22 protein-coding genes are annotated in these 20,244 nt (G+C 40.4%); 9 read left to right on the plus strand and 13 right to left on the minus strand.

Features of this window, described 5'->3' with window-relative positions; genetic code table 11:
- The first annotated feature begins 217 nt into the window (after positions 1-217).
- Positions 218-1,405 carry a GIY-YIG nuclease family protein gene (locus AACU32_RS11700; RefSeq protein ID WP_096599717.1) on the plus strand — a complete coding sequence of 396 codons (1,188 nt, stop codon included), beginning with the start codon at positions 218-220 and terminating at the stop codon, positions 1,403-1,405.
- Between the two features lie 483 nt (positions 1,406-1,888).
- On the opposite strand, the gene AACU32_RS11705 is transcribed toward AACU32_RS11700, so the two are convergent.
- From AACU32_RS11705 to AACU32_RS11740, 8 genes are all read right to left on the minus strand, one after another.
- Complete coding sequence (locus AACU32_RS11705) at positions 1,889-2,512, minus strand: hypothetical protein (RefSeq protein WP_096599718.1); 624 nt, start codon at positions 2,510-2,512, stop codon at positions 1,889-1,891.
- 52 nt (positions 2,513-2,564) lie between these two features.
- Positions 2,565-2,885, minus strand: coding sequence for a hypothetical protein (locus tag AACU32_RS11710; protein ID WP_096599719.1), 321 nt, complete (start codon positions 2,883-2,885; stop codon positions 2,565-2,567).
- Positions 2,886-2,898: 13 nt separating this feature from the next.
- A complete protein-coding gene (locus tag AACU32_RS11715) occupies positions 2,899-3,603 on the minus strand; it encodes a cadmium resistance transporter (protein WP_096599720.1) in 705 nt (234 codons plus the stop codon).
- Positions 3,604-4,035: 432 nt separating this feature from the next.
- Positions 4,036-4,707, minus strand: a complete 672-nt coding sequence (locus AACU32_RS11720) for a DUF1003 domain-containing protein (protein ID WP_339377795.1) — start codon at positions 4,705-4,707, stop codon at positions 4,036-4,038.
- A 427-nt stretch (positions 4,708-5,134) separates the two neighbouring features.
- Positions 5,135-5,698, minus strand: a complete 564-nt coding sequence (gene hpsU / locus AACU32_RS11725) for a hormogonium polysaccharide biosynthesis acetyltransferase HpsU (RefSeq protein WP_096599721.1) — start codon at positions 5,696-5,698, stop codon at positions 5,135-5,137.
- A 69-nt stretch (positions 5,699-5,767) separates the two neighbouring features.
- A complete protein-coding gene (locus tag AACU32_RS11730; RefSeq protein ID WP_096599722.1) occupies positions 5,768-6,706 on the minus strand; it encodes a glycosyltransferase family 2 protein in 939 nt (312 codons plus the stop codon).
- Positions 6,707-7,156: 450 nt separating this feature from the next.
- Positions 7,157-8,089, minus strand: a complete 933-nt coding sequence (locus tag AACU32_RS11735; RefSeq protein ID WP_096599723.1) for a glycosyltransferase — start codon at positions 8,087-8,089, stop codon at positions 7,157-7,159.
- 169 nt (positions 8,090-8,258) lie between these two features.
- Positions 8,259-9,074 carry a hypothetical protein gene (locus tag AACU32_RS11740; protein WP_096599724.1) on the minus strand — a complete coding sequence of 272 codons (816 nt, stop codon included), beginning with the start codon at positions 9,072-9,074 and terminating at the stop codon, positions 8,259-8,261.
- 212 nt (positions 9,075-9,286) lie between these two features.
- On the opposite strand from AACU32_RS11740, the gene cobU reads away from it, so the two are divergent.
- Complete coding sequence (cobU, locus tag AACU32_RS11745) at positions 9,287-9,835, plus strand: bifunctional adenosylcobinamide kinase/adenosylcobinamide-phosphate guanylyltransferase (protein WP_096599725.1); 549 nt, start codon at positions 9,287-9,289, stop codon at positions 9,833-9,835.
- A gap of 161 nt (positions 9,836-9,996) precedes the next feature.
- Complete coding sequence (locus AACU32_RS11750; RefSeq protein ID WP_096599726.1) at positions 9,997-10,425, plus strand: hypothetical protein; 429 nt, start codon at positions 9,997-9,999, stop codon at positions 10,423-10,425.
- A gap of 87 nt (positions 10,426-10,512) precedes the next feature.
- Here the strand turns inward: AACU32_RS11750 and AACU32_RS11755 are convergent, their stop codons facing one another.
- Positions 10,513-10,701, minus strand: a complete 189-nt coding sequence (locus AACU32_RS11755) for a hypothetical protein (RefSeq protein WP_339377796.1) — start codon at positions 10,699-10,701, stop codon at positions 10,513-10,515.
- 130 nt (positions 10,702-10,831) lie between these two features.
- On the opposite strand from AACU32_RS11755, the gene AACU32_RS11760 reads away from it, so the two are divergent.
- On the plus strand, positions 10,832-11,764 hold the full coding sequence (locus tag AACU32_RS11760; protein ID WP_096599728.1) for a carbohydrate ABC transporter permease: 933 nt from the start codon (positions 10,832-10,834) through the stop codon (positions 11,762-11,764).
- Positions 11,765-12,012: 248 nt separating this feature from the next.
- Entirely contained in the window at positions 12,013-12,543 is a 531-nt protein-coding gene (locus tag AACU32_RS11765) for a hypothetical protein (RefSeq protein WP_096599729.1), read from the plus strand.
- Between the two features lie 91 nt (positions 12,544-12,634).
- Here the strand turns inward: AACU32_RS11765 and AACU32_RS11770 are convergent, their stop codons facing one another.
- Entirely contained in the window at positions 12,635-13,423 is a 789-nt protein-coding gene (locus AACU32_RS11770; protein ID WP_096599730.1) for a hypothetical protein, read from the minus strand.
- Between the two features lie 698 nt (positions 13,424-14,121).
- Between AACU32_RS11770 and AACU32_RS11775 the strand changes: the two genes are divergently transcribed.
- Positions 14,122-14,400, plus strand: coding sequence for a Calvin cycle protein CP12 (locus AACU32_RS11775; RefSeq protein WP_096599731.1), 279 nt, complete (start codon positions 14,122-14,124; stop codon positions 14,398-14,400).
- Positions 14,401-14,407: 7 nt separating this feature from the next.
- Here the strand turns inward: AACU32_RS11775 and AACU32_RS11780 are convergent, their stop codons facing one another.
- Positions 14,408-15,226 carry a TlyA family RNA methyltransferase gene (locus AACU32_RS11780; RefSeq protein ID WP_096599732.1) on the minus strand — a complete coding sequence of 273 codons (819 nt, stop codon included), beginning with the start codon at positions 15,224-15,226 and terminating at the stop codon, positions 14,408-14,410.
- 169 nt (positions 15,227-15,395) lie between these two features.
- Here AACU32_RS11780 and AACU32_RS11785 point away from each other — a divergent pair, with 169 nt between their 5' ends.
- Positions 15,396-15,875 (plus strand): hypothetical protein, encoded by a 480-nt coding sequence (locus tag AACU32_RS11785; RefSeq protein ID WP_096599733.1) that lies wholly within the window; start codon positions 15,396-15,398, stop codon positions 15,873-15,875.
- A 279-nt stretch (positions 15,876-16,154) separates the two neighbouring features.
- Here AACU32_RS11785 and apcB read toward each other — a convergent pair whose 3' ends face one another.
- On the minus strand, positions 16,155-16,664 hold the full coding sequence (apcB, locus tag AACU32_RS11790; protein ID WP_096599734.1) for an allophycocyanin subunit beta: 510 nt from the start codon (positions 16,662-16,664) through the stop codon (positions 16,155-16,157).
- A gap of 357 nt (positions 16,665-17,021) precedes the next feature.
- On the opposite strand from apcB, the gene glnA reads away from it, so the two are divergent.
- Positions 17,022-18,437: a type I glutamate--ammonia ligase gene (gene glnA, locus AACU32_RS11795; protein ID WP_096599735.1), complete on the plus strand. Its 1,416-nt coding sequence runs from the start codon at positions 17,022-17,024 to the stop codon at positions 18,435-18,437.
- A 251-nt stretch (positions 18,438-18,688) separates the two neighbouring features.
- Here glnA and AACU32_RS11800 read toward each other — a convergent pair whose 3' ends face one another.
- Entirely contained in the window at positions 18,689-18,889 is a 201-nt protein-coding gene (locus AACU32_RS11800; RefSeq protein ID WP_096599736.1) for a hypothetical protein, read from the minus strand.
- A 448-nt stretch (positions 18,890-19,337) separates the two neighbouring features.
- Here AACU32_RS11800 and AACU32_RS11805 point away from each other — a divergent pair, with 448 nt between their 5' ends.
- Positions 19,338-20,228 carry a ferritin-like domain-containing protein gene (locus tag AACU32_RS11805; RefSeq protein ID WP_096599737.1) on the plus strand — a complete coding sequence of 297 codons (891 nt, stop codon included), beginning with the start codon at positions 19,338-19,340 and terminating at the stop codon, positions 20,226-20,228.
- Positions 20,229-20,244: the final 16 nt, after the last annotated feature.

Raw genomic sequence — 20,244 nt, forward strand, 5'->3', positions numbered from 1 at the left:
CAAAAAGGAAAAATACCGTCCCACAATGGTTATTGTCAAGTCATTGTAATTTACCGAAAACTTGGGTTTAAAGCCCCGTGCTTGTAGCACGGCTTCGCATTCTTCGCGATCGCACTTGGAAAAAACTTTTTGGTTTACTGAGGGTATTAGATGTAGTTTTATACTCTTAATATGGGCATTCTATGAGAGTAAAGCGATCGCTTACCCTCAAAAAATTATGGAGTGGAAAAATTGGTTCAATGTTCTCTTCACCGAACGGAATCGTTTACCTACTTATTCGGGAATATACGCGATCGTGGATGTTAATAATCGCGTGTGGTATGTAGGTCAAGCTATAAATTTGCGGAATCGCTGGACAGGCAAAACTCACCACAGGTATCCGCAATTGATTCGTTCAAATCGCAAATTATGTCACAGAATTTATTATCAGCCAGTTCCCATAGATTCTTTAGATCAACAGGAAAAGCATTATATAAATTTGTTTCAGCCTGAACTTAATGGTTGTAAAGTTAAAAGTTATTTACCAAAGCAGCCAAAACTCGAAAGCGAAATTAAGAGATTGTTGAAGGTCTTAAATAAATCAACAATGCTGTTTCCTTTAATTCGCTCTTTAGTTGCTGGTGAATATGAAGACGAAAGCGGAACAATGTGTTTACTCATTATAATTTACAGCAATGACTATCAAATAATCAGTAATTCTATAAATAAAAGGTATGCTCCTGAAGTCAGAAAAGCTTGGATTGAGAACAAGAATTATTGTGGTAGGAATGAAGAAAAATATAACCACAAGTACATATCAACTTACTATTTTAACGGTTATAAAATTGAGTTTTTAGAAGGTTGGGAAATATTAAATTTTTTGGAAACCCCCAGTAATTATGACCGTTATGTAGGTGTTGCCGATATATTTGGTGTCCAAGTAAAAACATTAAAAAATTTAAGTGTTGTTGATGAATTAAATTTAGAAGAAGAATGGAGTTTTACAGATAGTAGTGGGAAGATATCTTTAAGAGATAATGCTTATCTTAAATATCGCCAGCATCTCCTGAAACCAATAACTACTTTAATACATGATCCAACTAACGAAAACAAAGTATACCAACCTGAAATTTTCAACAATATACCAACTGAAAATAAATCCACATTATTGAATTCTAAATCAGAAACTACTCAGTTATCTCCAATAATCTCTCAGCTTCAAGTTGGGGATAGATTAATGTTTATGCTCAAAGAACCTTTTACAACTCACTATATTGGTTTCAGATGGACTGATATTGACTGTGCAAAAGCTACGGTTAAGCAAATTAAAAATACTGAAATACAATTCAAACTTGATTCTGGATTTTCAGTAACTTTGTCATTGAAGGAGTTAGAAGAAATCACTATACATCCTCTAAAAGAATGAAAATTAGCCCAAAACACAATTGGGGGCAAAATTTCTCTGCGTGACACAGAAACACACTTCCTGGTAGGGATAGAAAGCCTCAGAGATTCGTAAACAGATAGCAATCAACAATTACTGGATGGTTGCTCCCGGTAGGTTTAAGGGTTTTGACCCTTATAAAACAAAGCCTCGAACAAATTGAGCAGGTTCAGTTAAGGATAGAACCCCTAAATTTTATTGAAATTTAAAGTATCGGTTATAACTAGATTGTACTGAAAATTGAATTGGCGATCGCACTTCTGGAAAAAACTTTGTGATCTACTGACTGTTAGATATTGATAATGCCTACCTCATTAAATAAATGGTGCGTTAGGACTTGAGTCCATAACACACCCTACCAAATAAAAACCGGAGAAGTCTTGATAATTCACATTCGGTCAAAAATTAATAGTCAAGAAATAGACTGTGGACTATTGACTTTTGACTATGGACTAATAGGAAAGATTAGTCAATGAGTTGGGGAGTGGGAATTTGTCTATCGATATCTGCTTGAGATAACGTGGGAAGTAACCAAGTGCTTTCACCAGTCTTGAATACTTTGGCAGGTTGAACATTCAATTCAATCGCACCAGTTGCAAAATTAGTTCTAGCAATCGACTGTGTACCATCAACAAACTTAACAGCAATTGGTTCAGTTAGTTCTTGTGCTTGAGTACCAGGAGTGAGAACTACCTGACTACCTGCGGGTAAGTAGATACCATCGCAATCCCAATCATCATCGGTGATTTGTCCTGCTGCTAAGAAAAAGAGTTGGGTGGGATATTTTTTCGGTTTATTAGCATAGACAGCCAATGTTCTTCCCGTTTCATTGCGGCACTGCGCCCGCTTCCTAGCTGTTTCCATAGTATACTTTTGAGACTGCAACTGTGCCAATCGTTGCTGAAGTTGCTCAGGTGTATAGCCTGCTTGTTCAGGTGCATTTTGCACAGTTAGAAGTTGATTAAATTCCTGAGTTACCTCTGCATAGTCAGCGCCTTTGGTAAAATCCTTACCCGCCCAAGAAGGTTGAGCAATCATCATGTTTAAAATCAACACAAGAGCAACAAGAATAACTTTGAAAAACTGCATACTTTTCTCCTTTATTTGCGATTAGACTTGCTTCTAAATAAATATCAGATTTTCATCGTAAAAGATATGACTCTTTCAATTGGGGAAAATTCTCCAGTCTGTCTCGACTCACCCAGCGATTGACAAATTCGTTGTCGTGTAATGAAACTTTAATTTGTACTTGCTTATTGCCTAATTTGATGATTTCGGCGGGAATTCTTTGGACATTGGTAGAGTCTGCGCGGGCTTTGTAAAGCCAAATTACTTTTTGACCAACTTGAAAATAGTCTGAATTACTCATTAAAGAAGAGGAGCTTTCTGCCCAAGAAGGGCAAGCAACTACTAAGTTGATTAAAAGTACTAACACAATTAGATAAATGGGTAAATTTTTCATATTTATTTAACTATTACAAACTTTCAGTTTTGAATTTGGAATATTGAATTGTTTTGATCAGTCCTACTAAAAACAGACAGCTAGCTGCTAGGAAAATAGGAGTTAAAGAGGCGCTGTCTAAGATAATAAACACACCTAAGCCTATCAACACAAAGGGAACAAGATGATTGCCATAACGGGTGAGTAAATTAGCGATCGTAACTTGGCAAGTCAGCTTGTATGTCACGTAGCACCAAACCCCAACCAGTACCAGAAAAACTGCAACGATCACCAGCAAACTAGAAAGTGCAGTATGCGCAAATAATGGCATATAAATCCCGACATTATCACTGCCATTGGCGATAGTAATCGCCGCCACACTATAAGCCTGGGGAGATAAAAAATTAGCTAAGGCAGAAGAATGTGAAAAATCGGTTTCTAATTCGGTATCTGATTCAGAATCGCTTTCTGAATTCAGCAACCGATTTAACCCAATAGTAATAGGCACTAAACCCAGAAGTCCAATCCAACTAGATGGTAATACCAAGCCGCCTAAAAAACCCACTAAGCTAGCAATCACCAGAGTACAGAAACCCAAATATTGACCAATTACAATATGTTGATGACGAAAAGTTTTATTAACCTGAGAGAACAATAGAGTGAGGATAACTAAATCATCCAAGTTTGTGGCTGTAAAAGCTGTAATGCCAGTGGCAATAGTAGTGAAGAGTTCGTTCATTTCTATCTATCCTCAATCTAATCGCTGTTGCTATCTAAGTAACGCTGGTTGATGTCTGCAAATACTGAAGAGTTGCTATGTGGTTATGAGTGATATCAAGTCCGCTTAATAACTTACGATATGTCATTGCGAGTGGAACGGAGTGAAAAGAAGCAATCGCTGCGGACTCTGCACTTCACTCCGCTATCGCTGCGTTCGTAATGACAAGTAATTTGCTGAACATGATATGAAGGTATTACATTTCTAATTTAATGGGTAAGTTTTGTCCGCTGTTTGTAAACTAGCAGACTGAACGCAAATATTGTTTTTGATCAAAAGACAGTTATTACTAAGATTCAGAGAGTATTGAGCCTAACCAACAAATGCATCGAGTAAAGTAATATTCAGGCTCTAATGCGATCGCCATCATCAAAAAAGTACTGAGCTTCACCCTTAGTGCAGGTTCAGCTTCTCAACAACTTTGTTATTATCCCCAACTGGTTGATCAACCATAAACGCTTTATTACTGGAACTTTCTTTGGTAAATTTGCTGTTAGTTTGTATATGCAAACCTGGTAAGAAGCTGACTTTAACCTCTTTAATTTGTTTAGATTCAGGTACTAAATTGACTTTTAGCTGATTAAGAACTTGTTGCTGCTCTTTGATAATTTGAGTCAGTTCGTTTAGCTGTTGAGTATGTAATTCATCAAATTTTTGATGCAGCAGTTCAATATTTTGTCCGGCTCTGAGATTCACTTGGTGATCCATTTCAGCATTTCTGCGATCGGTATCAGACTGGCGATTCTGACTCATCAAAACAATCGGAGCAGTGTAAGCTGAAGCAAATGAAAACACTAAGTTGAGCATAATGAATGGTGACTCATCCCAGTGGGGAACCCCAGGCATTAAGTTCATCCCAACCCATCCCGCGAGAACGGTACTTTGGCAAATGAGAAACTTCCAAGAACCAACATGAGAAGCTAATTTATCAGCAAGGCGTTGTCCGCGAGTCCAGTTTTCTTCTGTGGAGTTGTTTTGATTTCCCTGCATCTCTATAATAGAAGAGTGTTTAACTTGTTTGGCATCAACGCTGTTTGATAATGTTTTTTTGATGTTATTCATCATGCACCTGTTTGGTTCGTTGCAGTTCGTGTTTAACCTGATGACTTTTAATGTACGCTGACCAAACGATAAGAGCAAATACTCTTTGTTTTTAAAACGATAGATAAAAGTTATGCTTAATGGTCATTTGTCATTTGTCATTCTTACAAAGTTCTGATCGGAGGAAACCTCCGCTCAGACTTTGCGCTTTGTCATTTGTCAATGGTCATATAATGTCCGGGTAATTATTTATTATTCCCATAACCATTGCACCCCACGCTTTAATCCCCTCCTCGCAAGCGAGGAGGGGAATCAGAAATTTTTTCATGTCTTCTGGTGTAAGCAGTTCATGACGGCTACTTAATCAGGCGGACATGATATCAATGATCATTTGTCATTAGTCATTGGTTATTAGTCATTTGACTTTGGACTATTGACTATTGACTATTGACTATTCTGATAATCTGGGATATTGGGGACGACAGGGACTACCTAGACAAACTTGCCCTGATGGCATATTACTAAAAACACTACTACGAGCGCCAATCACAGCATTTGCCCCAATTTCTACTCCTGGCGCAACAAAACAATCCGCCGCCACCCATACCCCATTACCAATGGTAATACTAGCTGTTTTCAAACCAAAAGCCGGGTCATGAATATCATGGCTACCAGTACAGAGATAAGATTTATGGGAAATTACGCAGTGTTCCCCAATGTGAATTTCATCCAGACTATATAAAACTACATCATCACCAATCCAGCTGTAGTCACCAATAGAAATTTTCCAGGGATAGGTAAAACGCGCAGTCGGTCGGATAAATACGCTTTTGCCAATCCGCGCCCCAAACAGCCGCAGCAATGTACAACGGAGGCTATTTAACGGTTGGGGAGTCAGGGGAAAAGCGATCGCCTGCACAAACCACCATAGCAAAATATACCAACTCGGACGACCCCGGTCAAACCAGGATTGGTCATACTTGCGTAAATCTACAAAGGGTTTGTCATTTGTCATTTGTCAATAGTCAATAGTCAATAGTCAGTTGTCCCCCTTCCCTCATCCCTAGCCCTTAGCCCTAATCTTTTAAGTAGCAGTTTGCTCAATTTCTGGGGTTAAAGATGATGGTAAAGACTGAGATTTTTCAGTATTTAATGTCCCGCCACAATCGCGTAATTCGTAGAGTTTGACTCCTATTTGATATTCATATTGACTTAATAGTCGTCCATAAATATATCCAGCTTTGCCATCTAAAAAACCACGCTGAATAATATAGAATAAAATAAACCGTAACAAAGGTTTAAATGGTAGACGTACCCATACTTTTTTTAAAAAGCGTTTGCGTTGTACGGCATCACCTAATAGATTTGCACCAATGGTTCCACCCTCATCTCGATTGGTTAGGAGATTGTAATAAACACGAGCTTCCCAATTAGAATAACGATTATGTCTTTCTAGCCAGTGGTAAAGGTCGCGGAAATCTTCATGAAGCATATCGTTTTTCAGATAACCGACTTTTCCCTGCAAAATCACATGTTCGTGAACTTCATTATCGCCAGTGTTGGGAATATCTTCTGTATGGAGATTTTCGTAGCGACCTTTTTGATGCTTAAATAACCGCAAATTCCAATCAGGATATTTACCACCGTGACGAATCCATTTGCCTAAGAAAAATACACGGCGGTTGAGATAATAACCAGTATATTCATCATTATTTATTACTTGAGAAATCTCTGACCATAATTCAGGGGTAATTCGTTCATCGCCATCGACAATTAACACCCATTCATTCCGGAAAGGTAGATTTTCTAAAGACCAATTTTTCTTTTTTGGCCAGCTACCATTAAATTTGAATTGCACAATATTAGCACCGAAACTTTCAGCAATGGCGATGCTATTATCAGTACTTTGAGAATCAACTAAAAACACTTCATCAGCCATCTGAAGGCTAGTCAGACAAGCGGGTAAATTTGCTTCTTCGTTTTTGGCGGGAATTAATACAGAAACTGGGATTTTAGATGGCATATAAGATTTTATATAGGGTTTTTATTTCAGTAATTACGCAAGTTTTATAGATTTCTGGTTGCGACTGTCAATAGTCAATGGACTGCTTAAATAAATATTTTTTTGTCTCACGCAAAGACGCAAAGACGCAAAGGAGAACGCGAAAATGTTTAATGCTTAAGAATTTCTAGACTGTGGACTTTTAACTATTGATAACCATAACCTTGATTTATTGTGCCAATTGCGTAAGTCCTAAATTTCATATATTAACTTACTCGTAGAAGCAAGTAATAGGTAATAGATTTTTTCTCTTACTCTTGGCGTACTTGGCGTGCTTGGTGAAGCAGTCCGATCTTGGGGGTTTCCCCCATGAGGAACTGCTGTTAGCGCAGCGTTAGCGACGAAGGAGCGTCACCCGGAGGGCGGTTTGTTTAAAAAATATTTTCACAACTCCAATAGGATTTATATATATTATTTTTTATTAGATGTCGATAGTAGACCTTGAATTGCAGCATTTAAGTAACCAATCTGACAATAGGTATAAACAAGTTTGTCAAAGCGTTCTGCTGGATCAAAGAAATATTGTGATGCTTTATACAAACCCCGGATAAATCTTTCGCTACCCCATTGCAACTGGCTGATACCCGCTTTACCAGCAAGTTGTTCGCGATAACATTCACTGATACCTTGCCACCAACCCCGGTTTAAAAACCAAGAACGGTTCAGCCGTTCTGGGGCAACATTGTGAGCAACTAGTGCTTCAGGAAGATAAGCGACTTGCCATCCCTGTTGCAGGGCGCATTCTGTCATTTGCAGTTCTTCGTTGGATAATAAATTTTTGCCCACTCTCCCGAGATGGGGATCAAAACCGCCAATCTCTGCCAAAAAAGAACGGCGTATAGAGTAATTTAAGCCTCTGGGGGTTAAACCGGGCTGATTAATCAAAATTGGGCTGTCACCCAAATCGTATGCACCCAAATTGCTGGTTAACCCAGAGGATAGCCATTGTGGTTGTCGCACGCCTTGAGGCCATAAAAGAGTAACTTTACCACCAGCGATCGCTAACTGAGAGTTATTGTTGAAGGCATCATAAAAAACTTGCAACCAGCGATCGCTCGCCACTGCATCATCATCTAAATAAGCGAGAATCTCACCACTAGCTACGTTCGCACCAGTGTTACGAGCTACAGATAAGCCCACAATCGGTTCAAATACATACTTCAGGCGAGGATTGCTGGCTCTTTGGGCGACAACTTCACAAGTGCGATCGCTCGATCCATTGTCTACTACCACGACTTCAAAGTTAGCCGCAAAATCCTGTGCCAAAAGACTATCAATCGCTGCACCTAAATAGGTGTCTCGATTGTGAGTACAGATAATGGCAGAGATTTGGATATCTGGCATCGGTATTGATTGTGGATGTGGTTTTTATCAGTTGTCAATTATTTAGTTGTCAGGATTGACCATGACTACTGAATAATGACAACATTAAATAGTTACCTACTGCCTGCTAATCTATCCCAAAAATTACAGACTCACCAACCGAGTTTTTTCGGAAATAATCTACAGAAATTTAAGCTTGTTGAATGTGACTGTGTAAAATCACCAGAGTTTCAGCTAGTTGTCCCAGACGGGTTTCCAGGTACTGCTTGCGCCCTAAAAGTTGACGTAACTTTTGGTAACGAGCGATCGCCATGCTGACAGCCGGAACCTGATCGGGGGGACATGGACGTGTCCAAACTTTACCTGAATCATCCACACCGCATAGACGGTAGCCTGTACGCCCAGATTGTGATAATTTTGCACTAGTTGCACAAATTTCTTCTACATAGTCCATGAGGCGATCGACTTCTGCATGGCGTAATGTGGCTTTTCCTCCCTGTTCAGTTTCTTGGGGATTGCATTCTAACCAACCATTGACAATCGGCCCTTCTAAATAAAGATCTTGAATTTGCTTGAGGATTTGTTGCAATTCTTTCTCCCACCCAACAACCTGTTCTTGAATGTCTGTTAACAGATTCATTGCTAATCCAGGATTGGCGGCGTGGCGATGATTACTGAAGGTAGGCGATTTAAATTTAGGTAGGCTTGGTGTTTTGCTACCACTTTCTGGTGTCGTAAAAGTCTGCACCCCGTTATGCTGAGAAAATACATTCTCGGCGTTATAAAAATTACCTTGGGGATCTGCACTTAAGTCTATTGTTGCTCCTTGTGTATTTTGCTCTTCTGGTGAAGAATTTGCATCACTATTTGTAGATTCAGTTGCCCCAACGCTAATTCTAAATGAGAAAGGCCGCTTTGACGCTGCGCCTGCTTCAGCATTATCTGCGGTAGTTTTAGTCCCTAAATCGTGTAGAGTTGCCTCAATACGTTTCCAGCCTGCTTTCATAAAAATATCCTGAAATTTGCTGTCCCCAGTAGTGTTAAATAATTCAGAATGGGGTTGTTGGGATTTTTGGCTTTTGCCAATGGTGCATCAATGATGCTGGTGCTAATTTTATCTCTTAAAAGATATTTAAAACCAACAATCTCATCCCTCAAGGTAAAAATTAAGTTTAGACATTGTAACCTAAATTAACTAAACAGCGTCAGGAAAGGACTTTGGGTAAAGTTATCTTAGTTACAGGGCCAGCCAGATCTGGTAAAAGTGAATGGGCAGAAACTCTCGCTAAACAGTCGGCGAAAGCTGTTGTGTATGTAGCAACAGCATCTGAAGATCCAACTGATGAAGAATGGCAAAAACGCATTCAAGCACACCAAAAACGCCGTCCCCAGGATTGGTTAACCCTGTGTGTACCACGGGAACTATCTGCGACTCTAGCCGCAGCCAAGCCAAACACCTGCCTTTTAGTTGATTCTTTGGGAACTTGGGTAGCTAATCTTCTAGAGGAAGATGAAATTAGCTGGGAAAACACGATAGCAGAATTGTTAGAAACTGTACAGCTGGTTGCGGCTGATATGGTATTTGTAGCTGAAGAAGCTGGTTGGGGCGTAGTGCCAGCTTATCCTATAGGTCGGCAATTCCGCGATCGCCTCGGTTCTTTGGCACGCCAGTTAGGATTTATCTGCGACACTGTATATTTAGTAACCGGGGGTCATGTTTTGAATCTCAGCGTTCTGGGTTCCCCATTACCACCTGCGGGGGGGTGAGGGGGGAAAAGGGGAAAAGGGGAAAAGGGGAAAGGGTGACAAGCGAGATAAATCAGAAATGCCCCATACCCCATGCCCCACGACCGATGACTTTATGTTCTTAATCGTTTATTCAAGATTTAATGACGTAAAGTTCCAAACTTAAATCTAGAATTAAAAGTATGGCAACCGAACAAGACGTTAAAAAATTTCTAGCCTACTGGTTTCAGTTGGGTAGACAGGTAATAGTGGGCAATGGTAGAGCATACTTGTTGCCGCAACAAGTGCTACAAGGCGATCGCTATAGTGAAGAATTTGAAGAGTGCTGGCAGGAAATTCGCTCGCAGGCCGATGAGTGTAATTTAGAAGGAACTGATGAAACAATTGCCGAACTCCTAACGCCAGCATGGGAACTGCTACCTTGTAGTCGTTGCGATATGCCAGTAGCAATGCGCAATATTGGGATGCCGGCTTTATTTTGTCCCTGTAGTACTTTACCTAATTGGCCTAATACAGAACTGCCATCGCCACGCAGCCCAATTAGTACCCCAGCGCAATTGCAATTAATTCGCGATCGCCTTTGGCAGAAGTCACCTTCAACTAACCACTAACTACCTCAGCACGAGCTGCGATCGCATCAATGCCAATATCATCAAAAAGTGATTTTGTCAACAATTCTTGGCAGGGATACGCGGTATTCAATTCAAAAAGCTGGACAAGCTGATTTGAATCTTAGTATCCACTAATTGATTACCAACTGCTAAGCGATTACCAGTCAACCAAATTTGTTGAGGTTGAAACTGGTAAATTCTGCGCTGCGAATCATTTAAATAGTCTTCTACTGTGCGATTGAGTTGTTTATTCGCTCGCTTTTTCCATAATTTCATTATTTTTTCTATATAATCTGAATTTAATTGTGCAGCATATCCGGCTAAGTACACACCTTCTGCTGTACCTTGAGAAACACTCGAATTAAATGTAAATACCTCTCAAACCCTTACAAATGACCAATAAAAAATGACAAATGACAACCCTCGCCAGTTATCTTTAATTCTGCCGACTTACTTAACTCCTTATTTATTTTTGCTGCCCGCCTTACTAATTTTGGGTTTAACTGTCTTTTGGCCTGCCTTGCAAGCATTTTACCTCAGTTTTACCAGCTATGAAGATATTGCCCAGCCGCCACAATGGATAGGTATTACTAACTTCCTCAAGCTTTGGCGAGATGCAGTTTTTTGGCAAACTTTAACCAATACTTTCCTCTATCTTGTCGGTGTAGTACCGATTTTAGTAATTGCTCCTTTAGGATTGGCAATCTTAGTCAATCAAAAACTCCGAGGAATGAATTGGTTTAGAGCTGCATATTATACACCAGTAGTGATTTCAATGGTAGTTGCAGGAATCGCTTGGAAATGGTTGTATGCAGAAAATGGCTTATTGAATCAGTTTTTTAAAGCTGTGGGTATTTTTGGAGAAGGAATTCCCTGGCTAACTAGCCCTAGCAAAATTTTGGGCATTGTGCCGATTTCTTTAGCAAGTGTTATGGCTGTTACTGTGTGGAAAGGTTTAGGCTACTACATGGTAATTTACTTAGCAGGGTTACAATCAATTCCTGCTGATGTGTATGAAGCCGCAGCAATTGACGGTTCAGATGGTATCCGCAAACATTTGGATATTACTATTCCTTTAATGAAACCTTATTTAGCTTTAGTGGCGGTAATTTCCGCTATTTCTGCTACCAAAGTATTTGAAGAAGTGTACATAATGACCCAAGGCGGCCCACTTAATAGCTCAAAAACAATTGTTTACTATTTATATGAGCAAGCATTTAGTAATTTGGAAATTAGTTATGCTTGCACAATTGGACTGGTGCTATTTTTAATAATTCTGGGTTTATCAGTTTTGCGATTAATTATTAATCAGCAAGGTAGTGATAATATCACAATTTAGAGGATGTCTCTGAAGAAACATCGGGGAAAGGGTAAGGGAAAAAGGGGAAAAGGGATTGAATTACCGATTAAGTTAAAAATGTCATGCCTAACCGAGGGAAGCGCGTAGTTAAGCATCTCATCCACCTGTGATAAATTGCGAAGGCAGGCACACCTGCATTGCCAGACTAATTTTTTGCGCGGAATCTCCGTCCTTACCTTTGGTATAGTAGTTATAAATGTAACTATCAGATGTTTATTTAATTAAGTATGCCAAAGCTCAATGTCCAGCAGAAAAACTGGTTACTTTTCGCGCATGTCGCCTCTGGCGCTATTTGGTTTGGTACTTCTTTATGTATGCTGCTGATTGCTTTGAGTAATCGCAACACAGCAAACGGAGATGAACTATATGCCATTAACTCAGTCCTGAAGCTGCTGGATGATTTTATCATCATCCCCTCAGCAATACTGTCTTCGACTACAGGTGGACTGTTGTGTTGGCTGAGTGTTTGGGGCTTTTTCAAACACTACTGGGTCATCGTTAAGTGGATTACTACAGTCACGCTGATTGTAGTGGGGACAGCTTGGCTTGGCCCCTGGACAAACGCGATTACTGCTACCTCGCAAGCCCAACGACTGCAAGCCCTGCAAAATCCCTTATATATCTGGGATCAACAAACTCTGATTATCGGTGGAATCGGCCAAACAATTTGCTTGCTGGCAATTATCGCCATTTCTATACTGAAGCCTTGGGGACGACGAAAAGTTAAAACTCAAACCGAAACTGTCGCCAGCAATTAATTGAACTACAGATAAACATCTAAACAAATGTGTTTATCTGTAGTTTTTTTTGGTCTTATTTGGATTTTTGCAAGAGTTCTAATACCTAGACTTAATTAATTCCCTTAAAGATATTTTGGATGGCTTTGACTCGCCTTCTTTGATCTAAAGCTATACAAGACCAACGCCAGCGTTCTGACATCAAAGCATAAGTCTGCAACCGACTTTGATAATAAGTGTTCTGTGGGTTTGCACAAATACCAAATAACCCTCGATAAACACCTCTATCTATATCTATGTTGCCTGCTGATAGTTCTCCTGATTCATCACGAAAAGCTTCTACCCTTGCCCACAAAATCGCTTCATGCCCTTGCAATCCTCGGTTGATTGCGGTGCGATAAGCAGAGGGGAAAGCATCACTAACTCTGGGAGATGCTTGATTCCATAAATCAGTTGCATTCACAAATGCTTCTAAGTAGTTTTCAGGATTTAGCCCTACACGCTTCATTCTTTGAATCAGTCGAGGAATACGGCTTTGAGTGCGTTTTAAACATCCAGCATCTGCATTTGCTAAATTAGAACCGCCTCTTCCTTGATCCGAACACCAACCTCTATTTATCAAGCCATTACCCGGATCAATATTTTGAAAATAGTTCTGGGTTTTGCTACCATCAATCTGACAATTTCCCTCAGCTACGCAAATAGCCAGTACTCCCACAGAAGAATTGTTGGCAAATAGAGAGTCGAGTCTTCCAGAATATGAAGGGCTAGGTTCCGAGATAGACTCTACACTACTAGTAACTAATTTAATGGTTGGTATGCCAATTACAAAAGCACTAACAATGGTTAAATATAGGGTGCTGATTAATTCCCAAGCAATCCCTAATAACGAACGGTTCATTCTGACATTAATTACCTATCTGAACAACAAAGAAAATATTAATTTTTGGGCAATCACCTCTGTTTATGAAGAAAAGTAAAGACTGAATAACACATTACTTATAAACAAAAAATTCTCCGGAAACAACAGTGGCAAAGCTCACGAAAATGTAAAATTTATTGCGCTTCGCGTGTCAATTGTCAATTGTCAGTTGTCAGTTGTCAGTTGTTTTTTTAATCTGGTCTAATACCCCATCCCTTTATGGATGGAGTTTTTTATCAAAAAATTTTTGTTGGTACTGAGTCTGCTTAAGTATTGGTCATTGGTGATTGGATAAGGGTCAAGAAATTCTCAACTGTAAGCTTTTGACTGTGGACTATTGACTATTGACTAATTTTTACTTGTGATATCCAGAATTTCGCGTAAGTTTATAAATGAATGAACAATTACTAATTATTCATAATTAATTCGGAATTTACAGGGGAAGACCAAGCAGTAATTGTAACGAAGAATTAGTAATCCTAAATAAGAAATTATTATTGATGACATTTTTAATACTTATTATCTACCAAAAGGCATATGCAAATATCAGGAAATGTTGTAAAAAAGCCAGATATTTAGGCCAATTCCTGGCAAATTTGTCAAAATAGAATTTACTTGCAAAAGGTACTTTGGCAAGGAGTTTCATCTATATCTCACTACACAAAGGTAAAAGTATCATGCAGACAAATTTAGAAGTAGTTCAAGCTGCTGTTAATGCTGCTGAAAATGGCACAAAAACTCTTGAACAAGCTATTATTGAAGCTATTGCCCAAGCACGTACAACCTGCGATCGCAATGGCGATGATTCTGCTAATTGTGCTGTAGCATGGGAAATTGTGGAAGAATTGCAAGCTGAGAAAGCCCATCAACAGCAAGCCAAAAAACGCAAAACCGATTTAGAAAGCTACTGCGAACAACATCCAGAAGCAGTTGAGTGCTTGATATACGATGTTTAATTTTTGCTTAATTTTCTCTCAAATTGGCGATCGCTGATTTAGTGATGTGCTGAATTGCTTCTAAATTGGGCGATGGTGTGGCGCTATCCATTCTCAACCATAAAAGATACTCGATATTTCCCGCCGGGCCGGTAATTGGTGACCAAGTTAACCCTTGATATTTCCAACTCAATGCTTCAGCCGCCTGCAAGACATGGAAAATCGCGTCTGCATGGTCGTTTGGATCGCGCACCACGCCTTTTTTACCAACGCGAGATTTACCAACTTCAAATTGTGGTTTGACTAATAATACTGCTTCGCGGGGCGGTTGCGTTAGTTGCCACAAAGCGGGCAAAATTTTCGTTAAGGAAATAAACGATACATCTACCACCGCTAAATCAGGTATCGCATCGGCTTCAGCATATAACTGCTGTGGTTGTAGTTGGCGTAAGTTTGTACGTTCTCGCAAAATCACCCGCGAGTCATTTCGCAATCGCCAGTCAACTTGTCCATAACCAACATCAATACCGTAAACTTTTATAGCTCCTGCTTGTAGTAAACAATCAGTAAAGCCACCTGTAGAAATCCCCCCATCTAAACAAATGCGTCCTGCTACAGAAATTGCAAAGAATTCTAAAGCTTTAGCAAGTTTCTCGCCGCCTCTGGAAACAAAGCGCGATCGCTCTTTAATCTGAATATGAGATGTAATATCAACCTCTGTACCAGGCTTATCCACAACCTGTTGATTAACGCTGACTTCCCCCGCCTGGATGAGTCGCTGTGCTAAGGCGCGAGAAGTACATAAATTCCTTTCTACTAAAAGTGTGTCGAGTCGTTGTTTAGCCAAATGTAGTACAGGATCGTGAGCATTTTCTATTGTGCCCGATTTGGAGCGTTGGCGCAGCCCGCCGCAGGCATCGCAGTTGGTTTAATCTCTGTTTGGAAAATTTCGCCCACATGAGCTAGGTGAGCGTAAACGTAATTATAATTACAAGGCTAAGATATGGGAACAGAAAATGGCTAAAACAACTTCTTTTGCGATTCTGGCAGCTGTTCCAGAGATGCACCTGCTGTCTGCATTAGAGACAATGGACAAGCTAGTAAATGAAATCAGTGATGAAACAATTAAAGTCGCTTTTGGTAGCATGGCTTTTGAAGTCTTCCGTAAAGCTGATGAATTACGTGGCGATAAAGAAGTAGAAGTATTAATTTATGCTTCTGACTCGCTCAATCAACCGCTAAACTCAGAAGCTTCTTGGCAAGGTTTATATATTGGTCATGCCAATTCTCGTAATGGTAGATATCCGGGTAAATCTAAGTTTCGTCCGCCATCGACTGCAACTGACAAACCTACTTGGGCAGTTTTTTGGGAAGTAAAAGAGTTAACACGGCTAAAATCTCCCATTGCCATAGCTTCTTTAAAGGCTTTAGGTAAAAAGTCTAACTTTCCCTCTCGATTGATTCCTGAAGGGGCGTTACTCATCGAATACTATTAATTTTTGTAACTGAATATGACTATCAACTGTTGAGGGAAATTGTCATATTCAAGATTATTTTGATTTGGCATCTTTTTTGGCAAAATTACTCATTGACAAAACAACATTTTTTTATTTCACGTTGAAGTGAAGCCGACCGCAAAATATTAAGTTATGTTTTAATTATTGTATTGATGAAACTTTTATGGTTATACAAGAAAGCGATCGCTATTGCCAAAATTTTTGTGAGCGATCGCTGTTGATACTATAAAGGGGTGGACATTTGCCCGCCCGTAATATCTAGATATCTGTCTCGCTCAACTCACGAGTGATATGGTCAAATGGTTCATCGACAAAGGCAGTATTAGCTACACCAGCAGCAGTCACTTGTTCCTTGACAAGTTCCTTGATAATCTGAACACCGCGAACTGTTGGACCGATGGGAACTCCTAGAGAATTATAAGTTTCTCGCAGCCCTTGCAGCACGCGCTCATCCAATACATTATTATTGCCAGCAACCAGCGCATAGGTAGCGTACCGCAAATAGTAATCTAAATCCCGCAGACAAGCTGCATAACGACGAGTGGTATAAGCATTTCCACTAGGACGAATCAACTCTGGCAGTTCATCAAATAATTTAGAACCAGCCTGCTTGACAATTCCCGCCGCATTGGAATTGATTATTCCCGCAGCTTGGACGCGTGCGGTGCCACTTTCAAAGTAGGATTTTAAGCTGTCGAGCGCATTCCGGTCAAAATACCGTCCAGTGCCGTCATAATTCTTAATTAAAGTTGTTACTGCATCGCGCATTCCGGTTTCTCCCAATCAATACTATCTATGGTTTGATATTTATCTGGCTGCTTTCATGCAGAGTCATTTTTTTGTGCCAATTACAATATAGATTTCGGCACAAAACAATCTATCCGCTACTTAAGGATTCTATGCCAAAGTTGCCCCTCTAAGATGATATGTTTGTGTTTTGTACAGATGTTACGGAAAGGTTAAATAACCCCTAAACCAGAAAAACTGTAACAAAAACTACAAAATTCTTTAATCTCCTATCCTTAGGATATTCCAGGTGTGTCACAATTGGGTTCAGCTCAGCAGGGTCAGCAAGCTTTGAAGATTCTAGATTGAGTTTATTTAATTGGCAGAGAAGGAGTAACAATGACAACCCCACAAGAAGTCTTGAAATTGATTCAAGACCAAAACATTCAGATGATTGATCTGAAATTCATCGATACACCAGGGACATGGCAGCACCTCACCGTGTACCACAACCAAATCGATGAAAGTTCATTCTCTGATGGCGTACCTTTCGACGGTTCCAGTATTCGGGGTTGGAAAGGCATCGAAGAGTCAGACATGACAATGGTTCTCGATCCAAATACTGCCTGGATCGATCCATTCATGAAAGAGCCAACACTAAGTATAATTTGTAGCATTAAAGAACCTCGTACAGGCGAATGGTATAACCGCTGTCCCCGTGTGATTGCCCAAAAAGCAGTAGACTATTTAGCCTCCACTGGCCTTGGTGACACAGCTTTCTTTGGTCCAGAAGCTGAGTTCTTCATCTTTGATGATGTCCGCTACGACCAAACCGCCAACGAAGGCTACTACCACGTAGATTCTGTAGAAGGTCGTTGGAACACAGGTAGAAAGGAAAGCCCCAACCTGGGTTACAAAACACGCTTCAAAGAAGGCTACTTCCCAGTTCCGCCAACTGATAGCTTCCAAGATATCCGTACAGAAATGCTGTTAACAATGGCAGCTTGCGGCGTACCGATTGAAAAGCAGCACCACGAAGTTGCTACTGGTGGTCAGTGCGAGCTGGGTTTCAGATTTGGTAAGCTAATCGAAGCTGCTGACTGGCTGATGACCTACAAATATGTCATCAAGAACGTTGCCAGAAAATATGGTAAAACCGTTACCTTTATGCCAAAACCAATTTTTGGTGATAACGGTTCGGGTATGCACTGTCACCAGTCTATCTGGAAAGATGGCAAACCTTTATTTGGCGGTGATAAGTATGCTGGTTTGAGTGAAATGGCACTCTACTACATCGGTGGTATTCTCAAACACGCACCAGCATTATTGGGAATCACTAACCCCACCACCAACTCTTACAAGCGCTTAGTACCTGGTTATGAAGCACCTGTGAACTTGGCTTACTCCCAAGGTAACCGTTCAGCTTCTGTCCGCATTCCTCTGTCTGGTACTAACCCCAAAGCCAAGCGTTTAGAGTTCCGTTGTCCGGATGCTACCTCTAACCCTTACTTAGCATTTGCGGCTATGCTTTGTGCTGGTATTGATGGTATCAAGAATAAAATCCATCCCGGCGAACCCTTAGATAAGAACATCTATGAACTATCTCCAGAAGAACTGGCGAAGATTCCTTCAACTCCGGGTTCTCTGGATTTAGCGTTGTCAGCACTGGAAAACGATCACGCTTTCTTGACAGACAGCGGTGTATTCACAGAAGACTTTATCCAAAATTGGATTGAGTACAAGCTAGTTAACGAAGTTAAGCAGTTACAACTGCGTCCTCATCCCTACGAATTTTATCTGTATTACGATTGCTAATTCTCATAACTAGCATCAGGAGGCAAAAGGAAAGAAAGCTGATGAGATAAGTTTTTTACCTTTTGCAACTGATATTTCTTGCTGCTAATTTTTAAGCCACCTTTAGGGGTGGCTTTTTTTTTAGAGTTAATTACTGTCAGGATGCAAAACCCCCTTCAGAATCAAGGGGGCATTTATGAAAGCTGAGACACCTGATTTGTCATTCATGGTGTGTTATTTTCTCCTTCAACTCAGCTAATAATACTTGCAACCTAACTCATACCAGCGTGGCTGCTGCCATAAAGTGTGCGAGTAGCTTGGTCTATCTTTCCTTGAGTGGGGTTCCAGTAGTGGGACATTTCTTCAGGAAGACCGAGTTCTTGTGCGCTACGCATCAGCATCGATTGTTGACGTTTCTTGACTTCTTGATATTGACGCGCCATGATTGCACGAGATTTTTCTTCAATAGACATAACTAAGTCCTCCCTAGTTTTTTATTTATAGATAATTGTTTTTTGTCTCTATGAATTTAATATAGCAAACAATTCTGTAACAATGACTACAAAATTGATTTTTGCAACAAAATTTAACATAAAATCTTACTTTGCTAGGAAAGAAAACCATGTTTATTTATTCCCAAATGCCTATTAAACTCAGACATCTGGCTTAGGGATGCGATCGCACACAGCTGTACATCTGCCTTAAGGTCAATCGCTTATTCGTTACACTTATTTATATTTGAGGAGGAAATTCTCAGAAAGTTCAAAACCGTGCTTGCTCAGATGTTCTTTGATCATCGATTCTGCCCACGGCGGCGATCGCAGCCAAAATCATTTTTCTCCAGACTGCTGTTGTCTTGAGAGAGTACTACTTTACCATCAACAGCAGATGAAAACCTAATTAACAAAAGTTAATCAAGCTATGACAGTTATTTACCCCCGGAAATTTCAGAATGCGATGAGTGCGAGAGATATCCTCAAAAGAGTAGTAAGCGATCGCGAACTGCATCTCATTACCCTCAATCGCTATCGCTACAGCGAACAACGCAGTTGTAAAGACTTGACAGAAATAATTGAACAACTAGATGGACAACCCAAGGAACTGATCAAGGATTTATCCCACCATATATCCGATGAAGCGCGTCATGCGATGTGGTTGACAGATTTGCTGGTAGATTTGGGGGCAGATATTGGTAAGCCACCAGGTACTTCCTATATCGACGAATTCGATCGGCTGATAGACCGAGAATCATATACCACCAAAAGTGACTTAGAAGACGCTATCATTGCCGCGTTAGCAGCAATTAACATTACCGAAAAGCGGGGTTGCGAGTATTTCTCTGCCCACATCTACGCCTTGAAGAAAGCACCACAAACTGAAGAAAACATTAAGATTCGCGAAACCATTGAAAAAATTCTGCCAGAAGAAGCCGGACACGTCCGCTGGGGTAATCGCTGGCTAGCACAAATAGCAGATAAAAGTCCAGAACATCGGCAAAAAGTTGAGCAAGCCAAGCTTAAGTATGCCGCAATTGAACAAGCGGCGTTTGAGTCGGGCGATATCACCTTAGGTGCAGAACTGCGGCGGGTTGCCAAGTTAGTGGAAGTAGCAAATACCTTACCTCTGTGGCAACGTCCCCAGTACCTCATGGAACGGTTACCACAAACATTGCTAGCACCTGAGTTGCAGTTAGTAAGGGTTGAGGCAGCACAAAAAGCTTGGCAGCGAGACCCCCAAGCATTTATGGAGAAATTTGTGCCTATGTTCCTCAATGGGATTCAGAAACAGGAGAAAACGGGGAGTAGAGAGTAGGGGTTAGGGGGATGTG

It is taken from the genome of Calothrix sp. NIES-2100 (assembly GCF_963875285.1).
In the GTDB taxonomy this organism is placed as follows: domain Bacteria; phylum Cyanobacteriota; class Cyanobacteriia; order Cyanobacteriales; family Nostocaceae; genus Aulosira.